This window comes from Rhodoferax sp. LS1P39 (assembly GCF_056521425.1).
The window spans coordinates 142,309-155,725 of the sequence record NZ_JBWMAV010000014.1 but is presented as its reverse complement, the minus strand read 5'-3'; the positions used below and the strand labels follow the sequence as shown (position 1 = coordinate 155,725).

Annotated in this window: 15 protein-coding genes and 1 pseudogene; 13 read left to right on the top strand and 3 right to left on the bottom strand. The window is 62.7% G+C overall.

Translation table 11 applies throughout. The annotated features are described in order from the left end of the window. The first annotated feature begins 258 nt into the window (after window positions 1-258). From aroE to AC097O_RS19670, 7 genes are all read left to right on the top strand, one after another. A complete protein-coding gene (gene aroE, locus AC097O_RS19700) occupies window positions 259-1,068 on the top strand; it encodes a shikimate dehydrogenase (protein ID WP_479594550.1) in 810 nt (269 codons plus the stop codon). A gap of 178 nt (window positions 1,069-1,246) precedes the next feature. Beyond that, window positions 1,247-1,786: a TRAP transporter small permease gene (locus tag AC097O_RS19695; protein ID WP_315241600.1), complete on the top strand. Its 540-nt coding sequence runs from the start codon at window positions 1,247-1,249 to the stop codon at window positions 1,784-1,786. 19 nt (window positions 1,787-1,805) lie between these two features. Then, entirely contained in the window at window positions 1,806-3,086 is a 1,281-nt protein-coding gene (locus AC097O_RS19690; protein WP_479594549.1) for a TRAP transporter large permease subunit, read from the top strand. 53 nt (window positions 3,087-3,139) lie between these two features. Continuing rightward, window positions 3,140-4,147, top strand: a complete 1,008-nt coding sequence (locus AC097O_RS19685) for a TRAP transporter substrate-binding protein (protein ID WP_479594548.1) — start codon at window positions 3,140-3,142, stop codon at window positions 4,145-4,147. Window positions 4,148-4,325: 178 nt separating this feature from the next. Beyond that, window positions 4,326-4,775: a type II 3-dehydroquinate dehydratase gene (gene aroQ, locus AC097O_RS19680; RefSeq protein WP_479594547.1), complete on the top strand. Its 450-nt coding sequence runs from the start codon at window positions 4,326-4,328 to the stop codon at window positions 4,773-4,775. A gap of 108 nt (window positions 4,776-4,883) precedes the next feature. After that, complete coding sequence (locus AC097O_RS19675; RefSeq protein WP_479594546.1) at window positions 4,884-5,717, top strand: shikimate dehydrogenase family protein; 834 nt, start codon at window positions 4,884-4,886, stop codon at window positions 5,715-5,717. Between the two features lie 45 nt (window positions 5,718-5,762). Beyond that, entirely contained in the window at window positions 5,763-6,716 is a 954-nt protein-coding gene (locus AC097O_RS19670) for an AEC family transporter (RefSeq protein ID WP_479594545.1), read from the top strand. Window positions 6,717-6,787: 71 nt separating this feature from the next. Here AC097O_RS19670 and AC097O_RS19665 read toward each other — a convergent pair whose 3' ends face one another. Further along, entirely contained in the window at window positions 6,788-7,669 is an 882-nt protein-coding gene (locus AC097O_RS19665) for an ion transporter (RefSeq protein ID WP_479594544.1), read from the bottom strand. A gap of 61 nt (window positions 7,670-7,730) precedes the next feature. On the opposite strand from AC097O_RS19665, the gene AC097O_RS19660 reads away from it, so the two are divergent. Next, complete coding sequence (locus AC097O_RS19660; protein ID WP_479594543.1) at window positions 7,731-8,084, top strand: phage tail protein; 354 nt, start codon at window positions 7,731-7,733, stop codon at window positions 8,082-8,084. 8 nt (window positions 8,085-8,092) lie between these two features. After that, complete coding sequence (locus tag AC097O_RS19655) at window positions 8,093-8,437, top strand: hypothetical protein (protein WP_479594556.1); 345 nt, start codon at window positions 8,093-8,095, stop codon at window positions 8,435-8,437. Here the strand turns inward: AC097O_RS19655 and AC097O_RS19650 are convergent. Together AC097O_RS19650 and AC097O_RS19645 are read right to left on the bottom strand one after the other, a co-directional pair. Next, window positions 8,395-8,529, bottom strand: a pseudogene (locus AC097O_RS19650) (IS5/IS1182 family transposase); the annotation flags it as partial. The gene AC097O_RS19655 and the pseudogene AC097O_RS19650 sit on opposite strands and share 43 nt — an antisense overlap. 181 nt (window positions 8,530-8,710) lie before the next feature. Beyond that, a complete protein-coding gene (locus AC097O_RS19645; protein ID WP_479594542.1) occupies window positions 8,711-9,652 on the bottom strand; it encodes a LysR family transcriptional regulator in 942 nt (313 codons plus the stop codon). A gap of 297 nt (window positions 9,653-9,949) precedes the next feature. Here AC097O_RS19645 and AC097O_RS19640 point away from each other — a divergent pair, with 297 nt between their 5' ends. Genes AC097O_RS19640 through AC097O_RS19625 form a run of 4 tightly spaced genes read left to right on the top strand, consistent with a single transcriptional unit; the run spans window position 9,950 to window position 13,409 of the window. After that, a complete protein-coding gene (locus AC097O_RS19640) occupies window positions 9,950-10,861 on the top strand; it encodes a SphA family protein (RefSeq protein WP_479594541.1) in 912 nt (303 codons plus the stop codon). 59 nt (window positions 10,862-10,920) lie between these two features. Beyond that, the gene (locus AC097O_RS19635) at window positions 10,921-12,078 is read left to right on the top strand and encodes an alpha/beta hydrolase family protein (protein WP_479594540.1); all 1,158 of its coding nucleotides are present in this window, start codon (window positions 10,921-10,923) and stop codon (window positions 12,076-12,078) included. A 43-nt stretch (window positions 12,079-12,121) separates the two neighbouring features. Continuing rightward, window positions 12,122-13,063: a VOC family protein gene (locus AC097O_RS19630; protein ID WP_479594539.1), complete on the top strand. Its 942-nt coding sequence runs from the start codon at window positions 12,122-12,124 to the stop codon at window positions 13,061-13,063. Window positions 13,064-13,073: 10 nt separating this feature from the next. Further along, window positions 13,074-13,409: a Rieske (2Fe-2S) protein gene (locus AC097O_RS19625; RefSeq protein ID WP_479594538.1), complete on the top strand. Its 336-nt coding sequence runs from the start codon at window positions 13,074-13,076 to the stop codon at window positions 13,407-13,409. The last annotated feature ends 8 nt before the right edge of the window (window positions 13,410-13,417 follow it).

Here is a 13,417-nt window from a genome sequence, read left to right as displayed (position 1 = left end):
CCTGGGGTCCCCATCTGTATGCGCCGAGGAGCGCAGTGGAATGCGGATCAGGGCTGGCGTTGTTTGAGCGCAGCGAGTTTAGCCAGACCCCGCATTCCACGAGCACCGCAGGTTCCCCGGCGCGAAAGCGACGGGGCGCAGACAGTTGGGGCGCCTTTCTTTTGGTTACTTTTCTTTTGCGCAAAAGAAAAGTGACTGCGCCGCCGGGCGCACATCCCGGCCGACCATGCCCATAGAAACCCCAAAGGAACTCACCCCATGACAGATAAATACGCCGTCATCGGCAACCCCATCAGCCACACCAAATCCCCGTTCATCCACGGAAGCTTCGCCGCCACCACAGCCCAGGACCTGGTCTACACCGCCATAGAAGGCCCGCTGGACGGCTTTGCCGCCGCCGTGGATGCGTTCCGCGCCGCGGGCGGCCAGGGCCTGAACATCACCGCGCCGTTCAAGCTGGATGCGTTCCGCTACGCCACCGACCTGACCGAGCGCGCCCGCCGCGCCGGGGCCGTCAACGCGATGAAGTTTGTGGGCGACCGCGCCTATGCCGACAACTTTGACGGCGTGGGCCTGGTGCGCGACATCACCCACAACCTGGGCTGCGCACTGCAAGGCCAGCGGGTGCTGCTGCTGGGTGCGGGCGGGGCGGCCCGCGGCGCGCTGATGCCGTTTCTGGAGCAAAACCCGGCGCTACTGGTGGTAGCGAACCGCAGCCTGGCCACGGCGCAGGCCATGGCGCAGAGCACAGCGGCCACCGTCTGCGGCTACGGCGACCTGGTGGGCCAGACGTTTGATGTCGTGATCAACGCCACCTCGGCCAGCCTGCGCGCCGAGCTGCCGCCGGTGCCCGCCAGCGTGTTTGCCCAGGCCCGGCTGGCCTATGAGCTGGCCTACGGCAAGGGACTGACCCCGTTTTTGCGCCTGGCGCAGAACGCCGGGGTGGCGCAGCAGGCCGACGGCGTGGGCATGCTGGCCGAGCAGGCGGCCGAGGCTTTTGCCTGGTGGCGCGGCGTGCGGCCCGACACGGCGGCGGTGATTGCGAAATTGACCATCCCGCTGGTGTAACAAATTGCATTTTTGCGGTACAACCACCCGCACCCTCACACTCGGAGGCCCAGCCACCAGCTATTTACATACGGCATAACAGATAGCTCTGAATTCGAGTATTGGCATAGGGTATGCCCTGAAGGGCAAAAACTACCCAATTAGTACATTAATAAAAGAACCTTCATAGGAGACAAACGTGATTCAGAAACTGTTAGATAAATACTGTCGGCTGCTGTCCTGGCTGATTGTGGGCTGCCTGGCGCTGATGGTGGTGCTGGTGTTTACCAATGTCGTACTGCGTTACGCCATGAACTCGGGCATTGCCGTATCCGAGGAACTGTCGCGCTGGCTGTTTGTCTGGCTGACCTTTCTGGGCGGCATCATTGCCCTGCACGAAGGTGCGCACCTGGGCACCGACACGCTGGTGTCGCGCCTGCCGGTGGCGGGCAAAAAGTTTTGTCTGGTGGTGGGCCATGCGCTGATGCTGTTCATCTGCTGGCTGCTGTTCAAGGGCGCACTCGACCAGGTGAAGATCAACCTGGATTCGACCAGCGCCGCCATGGAGGTGTCGATGGCCTGGTTCTACGGCTGCGGCATGGTGTTTGCCGTGTCAGGCGCGGTGATTTTGCTCAACCACCTGTGGCGGCTGATGGCCGGCCAACTGTCTGAGGCCGAGCTGATTGGCATCCGGGAGTCGGAAGAAGAGCCGCTCGACATCCCCAAGCCTATCCAGTAACCCGCAGGACGCAACCACCATGACTATTGCTGTTTTCCTGGGCTCCCTGCTCGCCGCCATGGCGCTGGGTGTGCCCATCGCCTTTTCCCTTCTACTCTGTGGTGCCGCGCTGATGTGGCACATGGACATGTTTGACGCGCAAATTCTGGCGCAAAACGTCATCAACGGTGCCGACAGCTTCCCCCTGCTGGCCGTGCCTTTCTTCATGCTGGCGGGCGAGGTAATGAACACCGGCGGCCTGTCCAAGCGCATCGTGAATTTTGCGATGGCGCTGGTGGGCCATGTACGCGGCGGCCTGGGCTACGTGACCATTGTGGCGGCCTGCCTGCTGTCGGCCCTGTCGGGTTCGGCGGTGGCCGATGCGGCTGCGCTCACCGCGCTGCTGCTGCCCATGATGGTCAAGGCCGGGCACGACAAGGCGCGCAGCGGTGGCCTGATTGCGGCCTGCGGCGTGATCGGCCCGATCATTCCGCCGTCGATTGGTTTTGTGATTTTTGGTGTGTCGGCCAACGTGTCGATCAGCAAGCTGTTTCTGGCCGGTATCTTCCCCGGCCTGGTGCTGGGCGCGGGCCTGTGGTTCACCTGGTGGTGGCTGACCCGCCGCGAGCTGCTGCAGCCGCCCCCCCGCCGTACCAAGGCCGAGGTGTGGGAGGCGTTTCGCAGCGCGGGCTGGGCGCTGATGCTGCCGGTGTTCATTCTGGTGGGCCTGCGCATGGGCGTATTCACCCCCACCGAAGCCGCCGTGGTGGCTGCCGTGTATGCCTTGTTTGTGGCCGGGTTCATCTACAAAGAGCTGAGCATCCAGCAGCTGTATGACGTGTTCCTGGGCGCTGCCAAAACCACCGCCGTGATCATGTTCCTGGTGGCGGCGGCCATGGTGTCGGCCTGGCTGATCACGGTGGCGCAGTTGCCCGACCAGGTGGTCTCGTTGCTGCAACCTCTGCTGGACAGCCCCACGCTGCTGCTGATGGCCATCATGGTGCTGGTGATGGTGGTGGGCACGGCCATGGACATGACCCCCACCATCCTGATCCTGACACCGGTGCTGATGCCCATCGTCAAGGCCGCAGGCATCGACCCGGTGTACTTTGGCGTGCTGTTCATCATCAACAACTCGATCGGCCTGATCACCCCGCCGGTGGGCACGGTGCTCAACGTGGTGGCCGGTGTGGGCAAGATGCGCATGGACGACGTAACCCGCGGCGTGCTGCCCTTCATGCTGGTGCAGTTCATCGTGATGTTCCTGATGGTGCTGTTCCCGCAAATCATCATGTGGCCAGCCAAGTTCTTGTACGGTTGATTTTTACCCTGCCCCTTATTCCAATTCACCCCCTATTCCTCCAGGAGCTCCCCATGAAACGTCTGTTTATCCAAACCCTGATCGCCGCTGCTGCCGTGGCCGCTTTTGGCACTGCCAGTGCCGCCGACATCAGCGAGCGCACCATCAAGTTCGCCACCCAAAACCCCAAGGGCCACCCCCTGGTGATGGGCATGGAGAAGTTTGCCGAAATCGTGGCGGCCAAGTCCGGCGGCAAGATCAAGGTCAACATGTTCCCCGGCGGCGTGCTGGGTGGCGATGCGCCCAATGTTTCGGCCCTGCAAGGCGGCACGCTGGAGATGGTGTCCATGAACTCCGGCATCCTGGCCAGCCAGGTCAAGGAATTCGCCATCTTTGACTTTCCGTTCCAGTTTGCCAGCGGCAAGGAAGCCGACTTTGTGGTGGACGGCCCGTTCGGCAAGATGATGCACGCCAAGCTGCAAGACAAAGGCATGGTCGGCCTGACCTACTGGGAGCTGGGCTTTCGCAACATGACCAACAGCAAGCGCCCCATCAACAGCGTGGCCGACATGGCCGGTTTGAAGATCCGCGTCATCCCCAACCCGATCAACCTGGACTGGGTCAAGGCACTGGATGCCAACCCCACGCCCATGGCCTTCCCCGAGGTCTATGCCGCGCTGGAATCCAAGGCCCTGGACGGCCAGGAAAACCCGCTGAGCGTGATCCTGGCCAACAAGTTCTCTGAAGTGCAGAAGAACCTGACCCTGACCAACCACCAGTACAACCCGCAGTCGGTCATCATCAGCAAGAAGTTCTGGGACAAGCTCAGCGCCGACGAGAAAAAACTGATTGGCGATGCCGCCGTGGAAGCCGGCAAATACCAGCGCCAGGTGGCCCGCGATGCCGCCACCACCGCGCTGGACGCGCTGAAAAAGGCTGGCATGCAGGTCACCGAGCTGCCCGCTGCCGAAGTCGACAAGCTGCGCGACAAAATGCGCCCTGTGATCGCCAAGTACGCTGTGTCGGTAGGCCAGGAAACCGTACAGGCCATGCAGGCCGAGCTGGCAAAAGTTCGGAAATAAGGCACACCCCCAGGCTACAGCGCAAGCGCTTTCCGCCACCCCCCTTGCAGGGGGCGATACCAGTGGCCCGGCAAAGCCGGGGCCAGCTATCCCTGGAAGGTACGGTTTGGGCTATCGCCCTTCGCCGTGGAAAGCACAGCACTGCACCCGTTATTACTTCATCCAGTCAAGGAAACCCATGCGCATCCTCATGCTCCACGGCATCAACCACAACATGTTTGGCAAACGCGACCCCAAGCAGTACGGCACCATCACGCTGGACGAAATCAACGCCAGCCTGTCGGCCCTGGGCCAGGAGCTGGGTGCCACGGTGGAAGCTTTTCAAACCAACAGCGAAGGCGCAATGTGCGAGCGCATCCACCAAGCCTATACCGATGGTGTGGATGCCGTGCTGATCAACGCCGGGGCCTGGACGCACTACAGCTACGGCATCCGCGACGCACTGGCCATCCTGACCTGCCCCATCGTCGAGCTGCACATGTCCAACATCCACGCCCGCGAAGCCTTCCGCCACGTGTCGGTGTTTGCCGAAATCGTCAAGGGGCAAATTTGCGGCTTTGGCGTAGACAGCTACCTGCTGGGCCTGCGGGCGGGCGTGTCTGCTGCCCAAGCAGCCAAGTCTGCCTAGACAGCCTATCAACCAAACGCTACCAATTCAATAGCTGCTCTCGCCCACGCCATGGGCGGTAGCGGCATTTTTTACGCCTAAAAGCACCCTTTCCCTCTGGAGCACCCCATGATCAGCGGCAAAACCGAAATCATCGCCCACATCGGCTTCCCCACCCACGCCTTCAAGGCACCGATGATCTACAACCCCTACTTCGACCACGCCGGTATCGACGCGGTGGTGGTGCCCATGGGTTGCAAGACCGAGGACTACCCGGCCTTTCTGAAGGCCGTGTTCAGCCTGCAAAACATCCGCGGTGCGCTGATCACCATGCCCCACAAGGTCACCACCGCCGGGCTGCTCGACGAGGTGTCGCCCACTGCGCAAATTGCCGGGGCCTGCAACGCGGTGCGCCGCAATGAAGCTGGCCAACTGGTCGGCGACATGTTCGATGGCGAAGGCTTTGTACGCGGCGTGCAGCGCAAGGGCTTTGCACTCAAGGGCATCCACGCGCTGGTGGTGGGCTGCGGCGGCGTGGGCTCGGCCATCGCCGCGTCGCTGGCGGCTGCGGGCATTGGGGCCATTACCTTGTTTGATGCCTACACGCCATCGATGGAAGGCCTGGCCAGCCGCCTGCGCCAGCACTACCCGGCCCTGCAGGTCACCACTGGCAGCAACGACCCCGCAGGCTGCGACCTGGTGGTCAACGGCACGCCCATGGGCATGAACGACGGCGACCCCCTGCCCATGGACGTGGAGCGCATCGCGCCCACCACCTTCGTCGGCGAAGTGGTGATGAAGTCCGAAATGACCGCCTTCCTGCGCGCGGCGGTGGCCCGTGGCTGCCCGGTGCAGGTGGGCACCGACATGCTGTTCGAGCAGATTCCGGCCTACCTGGAGTTCTTCGGCCTGCCCACCACCACGCCCGAAGTGCTGCGCTCTGTGGCCACGCTGAAATACTGATTCCCTACGCTCTCCCCAGCATGGGAGAGGGCTGAACCACAACCCATGCTCCAAATCCTCGCCATCACCGCGCCCATCTACCTGATCATCGCGGCGGGCTATCTGTCGGGGCGTTTTGGGATGTTCAGCAAACCCGACATGCGGGTGCTGGGCCGCTTTGTCATCCACTTCTGCCTGCCCGCGATGATCTTCAACGCGCTGTCCAAGCGCCCGCTGGCCGAGGTGCTCAACGGCACCTACCTGCTGGCCTACGCGGGCGGCTCGCTGGCGGTGATCACGCTGGCCATGCTGGTGGGGCGGCGGCTGCGCGGCCAAAGCACGCCCATGGCCACCATGCAAAGCCTGGGCATGGCGGCCTCCAACAGCGGTTTTGTGGGCTACCCCATCGTGCTGCAGCTGCTGGGCCCTACCGCCGGGGTGGCCCTGGCGCTGACCATGCTGGTCGAGAACCTGCTGGTGCTGCCCCTGTGCTTTGCCATGGCCGACAACGACGGCCAGGATGCCGCCCAGCGCTGGCACCACACGCTGTGGATCAGCCTGCGCAACCTGCTGAAAAACCCCATGGTGCTGGCCATCCTGGCGGGCTTCACTTTCTCCATGCTCGACCTGCACCTGCCCACCGTGCTGGCCCAGACCGTGCAGATCGTGGCCACCGCGTCCAGCCCCGTCGCCTTGTTCGTCATCGGCGGCAGCCTGGTCGGCCTGAAGCTGGACGGCGTGCGCCGCGACCTGGCCTGGGTCACCATGGGCAAGCTCATCCTGCACCCGCTGGCCGTCTTCTTCTGCCTGTGGCTGCTGCCGCCCATCGCCCCCGAGCTGCGCGTCGCCGCCGTACTATTCGCCGCCATGCCCATGCTCAGCATCTACCCGGTGGTGGCCCAGAAGTACGGCCTGGAAGGCTTCACCGCCGCCGCCCTGCTGGTGACCACCGTGGCCTCGTTTTTCAGCATCAGCGCCCTGCTCTGGGCCATGCAGCATTGGCTCGGGTGGACGGCTTGAAAATTAAAATGAAATTGGCCTCTAGCGCTTATTCCATAAGCGCAACGAGCTCTTAATTCAATAGCGAAAACCTATTCCGCCGCATCGTGCTGCCAGCGCGGCAGCCGGGCACCGCAGTCGCAGCAAAAGCGCGCGCCGGGAGCGTGGCCTTCGCTCAGGCATTCGTGGCAGGTGCGGGTGGTGGGTACGCGGGGCATGCGCTGCAGGGTGAACTCGGCGCTGACTATGCCCGTGGGCACAGCCAGCGTGCCCCAGCCCAGCAGCATCATTAGCGAGGCGATCACCCGGCCCAGGTCTGTCTTGGGAGTGATGTCGCCAAAGCCCACCGTGGTCATGGTGGTGATGGCCCAGTACACGCCCACCGGAATGCTGGTGTAGCCGTTGACCGGCCCTTCCACCACATACATCAGCGTGCCCATCACCACCACCACCACCATCACAAAGCTCATGAACACCAGAATCTTGCGCCGCGATGCCGATAGCGCCTGCCCCAGGGCGCGGAACTCCGCCACGTAGGCGGTGAGCTTCAAAATCCGGAAGATCCGCAACAGGCGCAGCACCCGCACGTCGATCAGCGCATGCAGCCCCGGCACCAGAATGGCCAGGTAGGTGGGCAGCAAGGCCAGCAGGTCGATGATGCCAAAGCCGCTTTGCGCATAGCGCAGGGGCCGCCGCACGCAAGCCAGCCGGGCCAGATACTCCACGGTGAACGCAACCGTGAACACCCATTCCAGCACATTGAACAGCGCGCTATACCGGGCATGCACCTCGGCGATGCTGTCCAGCATTACCACCCCCACGCTGGCCAGGATCAGGCCGATCAGCACCAGGTCAAACAGCCTGCCCGCCCGTGTATCGGCCTCGAAAATCACCGTATAGGTTTGCAGACGCCAGCCCGCGTCGGGCCGCCCAAACAGTTGTTCATCCAAAGGCTGCGCAGTCGGTTTTTTCATGGCTGGATCTTATGCGGATAGGATGCGCCGGGCAGCAACCCACTTTTCTCCGGAGGGCCCCATGGCGATCCAACGTGACACCCCCTACAGCGGCATGAACTTCAGCGTGGACCTGGGCGACGGCCAGGAAGACGGCACCGGCGCAGGCCTGCTCGAAGTGGTCTTGCCCCACGCCGCCTTGACCGTGCTCAAGTACCGCAACGGCAACGACCGCGACAACGCCGTCAAAAAACTGCACACCACCACCCAGTACAGCAACCTGGTGCTCAAACGCGGCGCGCTGGGCGTGCTGAACTGGTACGCCTGGTGGAACGCCATGCGTAACGGCGAGCAAGGCATCCAGCGCAACATCACCGTGCGCCTGCTCAGCGAAGACCATGACATTCCACGCAGGCGCGAACCGCTACCGGGCTAAAACCCCCCATGGTTCTTGTCGACACCTCCGTCTGGGTTGCACATTTTCGGCACTTCAATCACACGCTGAGCGCGCTGCTGAACACCGACCAGGTGGTGTGCCACCCCTTCATCGTTGCGAAGATCGCCTGCGGAACACCGCCCCACCGCGCCCGCACCATGGCAGGCCTGGGCTACCTGCAGCAACTCGAATTGGCCACCATACCCAAGACCATCGCAGCCATTGAAATTTTCCTGGAACCGGGCCAAAGTCACCCGTTTCCCAGCCCCTTGGGACTCGGTTTTGGGGCCATTCGGCCCACTTTTCGCCCTTATGGACGCACCTGTGCCATCAGCTCTTGGCGCCCCAGGTAGAGGTTGGCCAGCGCCAGGGCCGTAAATGCCCGCGTCGCATTTTTCTGTAGACCCCGATAGCGCACCTTGGTAAAGCCCCACAGCTTCTTGACCACGCCAGTTTGCGGTGCTGGGCGAATCCCGCTACTTGGTCGGCTGCCATCGCAAGGGTCTGTTGTTTCATCGCCATGTCATGCTTCAGCCTCGGTGACCGTGGACCTTAATCCGCATTGCCTTAGATCAGCACGAGGGGGAAAGTATTCTGGCCATTTCCATGGCGGGACCTGGATTTGGTCAGACCGTCGCTGGGTCGCCACCGGACAAGTTCAACGCCTCATCCATGGCGATGACAGCCTCCTTCAGAAGCGCCCGCAGCCATATCAGGCCGGGGTCGGTCGTGCGGTGCTGGTGCCACTGCACCATCTGCTCCATCTTCGGTATGGGCACCGGCAAATCCCGGATCGTGACGGGCAAGGAGCGCATGGCCTGCCTGGCCAGCCTGTAGTGCATGGTGGCAATACGGTGCGTGCCCACCACAAGGTGCGCCTGGGACATGAAACTGAAGGTGCTGTTCTCAATGTGGCGCTTGACCCCAGACTGTTGCATAAACCAATCTGAGAGTGCCATGCCGTCGCCGGGTTGCACTACGACATGGCCGGAGGCCATGTAGCGCTCTTCGGTCATTTGGCCCATAGCCAAGTGGCTTTCGCTCCATAGGACGCAATGAAAAACCTCTTCAAACAGGGTCTGAGAAGGGTGGTTTGTGGAGCAAAAATCTTTCGGGATGATCAGCAAATCTGCTTCGCCACGCTCCAGAGCGCGCTGTGGCGGGTTGACCTGGGGCCGTAGCTCGAAGCGCACGCCTGGCGCCTGCTTGTAAGCAAGCCGCACCAGGTGGGGCACCAGCACCGTCAGCGTGTAGTCGGAAATGAGCAGCCGAAATAGCCGCGTCGATTGGGCCGGTACGAACTGTGGCTGCGTGGCGACGCTTGCCTCTACGCGCACAAGGATGTCGCGTACCGGGTCTTTCAAAGATTCGGCGCGGGATGTGGGCTCCATCCTGCGCCCCACCTGCACCAACAACTCGTCGTCGAAATATTCGCGCAGTCGTGCGAGCGCATTGCTCATCGCGGACTGGCTCAAGTGGATTTTCTCGGCAGCCCGGCTGATGCTTTGCTCGGTCAGCAGCGCGTCGAGTGCGACGAGCAGGTTCAGATCCAGCTTGTTGAAACGCATGGGCATGGCCTCCGCTTGGGTGGTGGGACGACTTTCTCCGCCACGGGGCAGGGGAAGCGATCAGGGTTTTTACTCGGTCTATTCACAAATCCCATATGACCAATGAAATCAATCCATTTGATAAATATATGCCCAAATCTTAATCTAAGCCCTGTTCCAGCCCGCAGCCAAATTTGCGCACTGCGGGTTGGACCAAGGTGGTGGTCTGTACGTAGCCGTTTTGGCGACGCAAGGCCCACTAAACAACACACAGAACGCCCCCGACACACGAGAGGCGTTGGCAATAAGGAGACAAATATGAACCGAGGATTTCCATCCACTCGCACTGCGGTAGCCGGCGTGGCGCTTGTGTTGTGGGGTGCCCAGAGTGCCTATGCCTTTGAAAGCGGCATTTCCCCCTTTCCCGCGGGCTCCACCGGAGAGTACGTCGCGGGGGTGCCTCCCATCTCGGGCCTGTTCATGCTGGAGCAGTTGCACTACACCTCGTCCAAAGGCGTGTATGACAACCAGGGCAATAAATTGCCCGTTCCCTTCGAGATGAGTGCGTTCTCGGCCACCACGCGCATTTTGGCTGCCTACCCCACCACGGTACTGGGTGCCCGCCTGTATTCGCAGCTCGTGGTTCCGGCGGTGTCTTTGCACACCGACGTGGCGGGCCACAGCGAGCGCCACAACGGCGTGGGCAACATCACTATTTCGCCAGCGATTCTGCGCTGGAACCCGGCGCCGCACACCCACGCGGTGGTCGGCCTGGACATTGCCCTGTCCAACGGCTCCTACAACCCCTACCGCCCCAGCGTATCGACGGGCTACACCTCCGTCCAGCCGGTACTCGGGCTCCGCCACAACGACCCCGCTGGCCTGGATGTAGGCCTGATCAACCGTCTGATGATCAACCGCGAAAACGGCAGCACCCACTACCAATCAGGCCGCGGCTATGTGGGCGAATTCGTCGCGGGCTGGAACTTCGGCCCCTGGAAAGCGGGTGTGGTCGGTGCCTACCTCAACCAGTTCAGCGACGACCAGCAAAACGGCGTAGCCATCCAAGGCCACCGGGCACGCAGCTTCGCCTTTGGGCCCTCGGTCAATTACAACGCCGGGCCTTTCAGCGTCAGCCTGAACTACCAGCGCGGCCTCTACGCAGCCAACACGTCCAAAAACAACATTCTGGGCATCGGCGTGACGATCCCGCTGTGGGTCAAGCCCTGAATCTGCAACCTCTTCTTTCCCCTGCCCTACGGGCTTCAAATCAACCCTGACTGGTCCCCATGTTCAAGTACTTCCCCACCAACTACGTCTGGAATCTCTCTGTAGATCTCGCCATCGAGATGGGCGCGCGTATCGGCGAAATCGAGGAAATGTGCGCACCTTTGCAAGATGCTGCCAAAGCCCCCGATGCCGCAGGCACCCAGGCGTTTCGCGCAACCTGGGTCCACATGGCCGACAAGCTGTGTGCCTTGGCCGACGAAGATATTGCCCGGGGGCGCAAGCTGTCGGCGGGCGAAAAACTCGGTCGCGCCTCCAGCTACCTCATGACCGCGGAACGCCTGCTGGCCCATGGCACCCCCGGGCGCATGGCGTTGTACCGGCGCCTGCTCGATCTGTTTGCCCAAGGCGTGCAACTGGCGGACGAGAACTGTGAGCGGGTTGAGATTCCCTACGAGGGCACGCACCTGTCGGCACTGTATGTGCGGGCCGAGGGCGTACAGGGCCCCGCGCCCCTGCTGGTGCAGGTAAACGGCCTGGATTCCACCAAAGAGATGAAGTACCGCGTAGGCCTGCCCGCATGGTTGGCCCGGCGCGGCGTGTCCTCACTGGTGGTAGACCAGCCAGGCACCGGCGAGGCCCTGCGCCTGCACAAGCTCAACGCCCGCTACGACAGCGAACACTGGGCCAGCCGCGTCGTGGACTGGCTGGAAACCCACCCCGAAGTGGATGCCAAGCGCATCGGCATGGAAGGGGTTTCCCTGGGTGGCTACTACTGCCCGCGTGCGGTGGCATTCGAGCCCCGCTTTGCCTGCGGCGTGGTCTGGGGTGCCAACCACGACTGGCGCGATGTACAAAAGCGCCGCCTCGAGAAAGAGGGCAACTTTCCCGTGCCGCACTACTGGGAGCATGTGCAATGGGTCTGGGGTGCCAAGGACATGGACGACTTCATGCAGATCGCAGAGAAGGTGCATCTGGACGGCGTGGTCGAAAAGATCCGCGTGCCCTTCCTGGTAACCCACGGCGAGAAAGACTCGCAAATTCCACTGAAGTGGGCACAGCGCACCTACGAGCAACTGGTCAACAGCCCCCAGCGGGAGCTGAAGGTCTTCACCGAACGCGAAGGCGGCGTGCAACACAGCAGCTTTGACAACAGCATCAATGCAGGCCACTACATCGCCGACTGGGTGGCAGAAACCCTGGGCGGGCGCACCGCTTGAATGCGCGGGCCAACCTGCAACCCATCAACCAAAGGATTTACAGATGAACATCATCGGACTCGATGCCCTGGTCTTCGGCGTGGACGACGTCGCAGCCTGCGTGCAATACCTGACGGACTATGGCCTCACGCCGGTGGGCGTAAGCACGCAGGGCGGCCGCTTTGAGGCACTGGACGGCACGGCGGTGGAGGTCCGCCCCAAGGACGACCCCGCATTGCCCCCCGCCATGGGAACCGCCAGCATGCTGCGCGAAACGGTGTACGGCGTGGCCGACGAAGCCACGCTCGATGCCATTGAAGCCGAGCTGGGCCGCGACCGCACCGTGTCGCGCCAAGGCGGCGTGCTGCGCGCCACCGACGACCTGGGCTTCGCGCTGGCGTTCCAGGTCACCGCGCGCAGGCCCTTGGCGCTGCCTGCGGAGCGGGTAAACGCACCGGGTGCCGAGCCCCTGCGCCCCGCCAACGTACTGGGCCTGCCGCCGGATATGGCGGCCCGGCCCAGGTCACTGTCGCACGTGGTGTACTTCGTGCCCGATGCAGCCCGGGCCGAGGCGTTTTACCAGCGCTTGGGGTTTGTCTGCACCGACCGGTTCACCGGCGTCGGCCCCTTTCTTCGCCCGGCGGGCACCCAGGACCACCACACCCTGTTCATGATCCAGACCCCGCCGTTCATGAAGGGCTGCGAACACTTCACCTTCCACATGGGCGGCCCCACCGAGGTACTGCTGGCCGGAACCCGCTTCGTCGAAAAGGGCTACCAGAGCTTTTGGGGCCCGGGCCGCCACAGGTTTGGCAGCAACTGGTTCTGGTATTTCAATTCGCCGCTGGGCTGCCATGTCGAGTACGACGCCGACATGGATCTGCACGACGACACCTGGGCTGCGCGCGAGGCACCGATGGGTGCGGATGCATCGCAGCTATTCCTGTTCCAGCACCGCGAAAAATGGGCCCCCTCTGGCCCACCACCCGCGGGCACCCGACCCTGAGCGCACCGCCATGAAGCTGTGCCATATGAACGAGCTTGCCGACGGCGCTTCCCGCGGTTTCGACCCCACAGGAAGCGGCCAGGACACGGTACTCGTACTGCGGCAGGGGGACCGGCTGTTTGCCTATACGGATGCCTGCCCCCACCACGGCACGCCCATGGCGTGGCGCAAGGACCACTACCTGAACGCGGCAGGAGACCGCATCGTTTGCGCCGCCCACGGGGCGCTGTTTGAAACCACCACCGGTCGCTGCACGCTGGGCCCCTGCCTTGGGCAATCCCTCACCGCCGTACCGCTGACCTTGCAAACGAATGGCGATGTCCATACCGCTGAAGACCCCCACTAGGAGACATA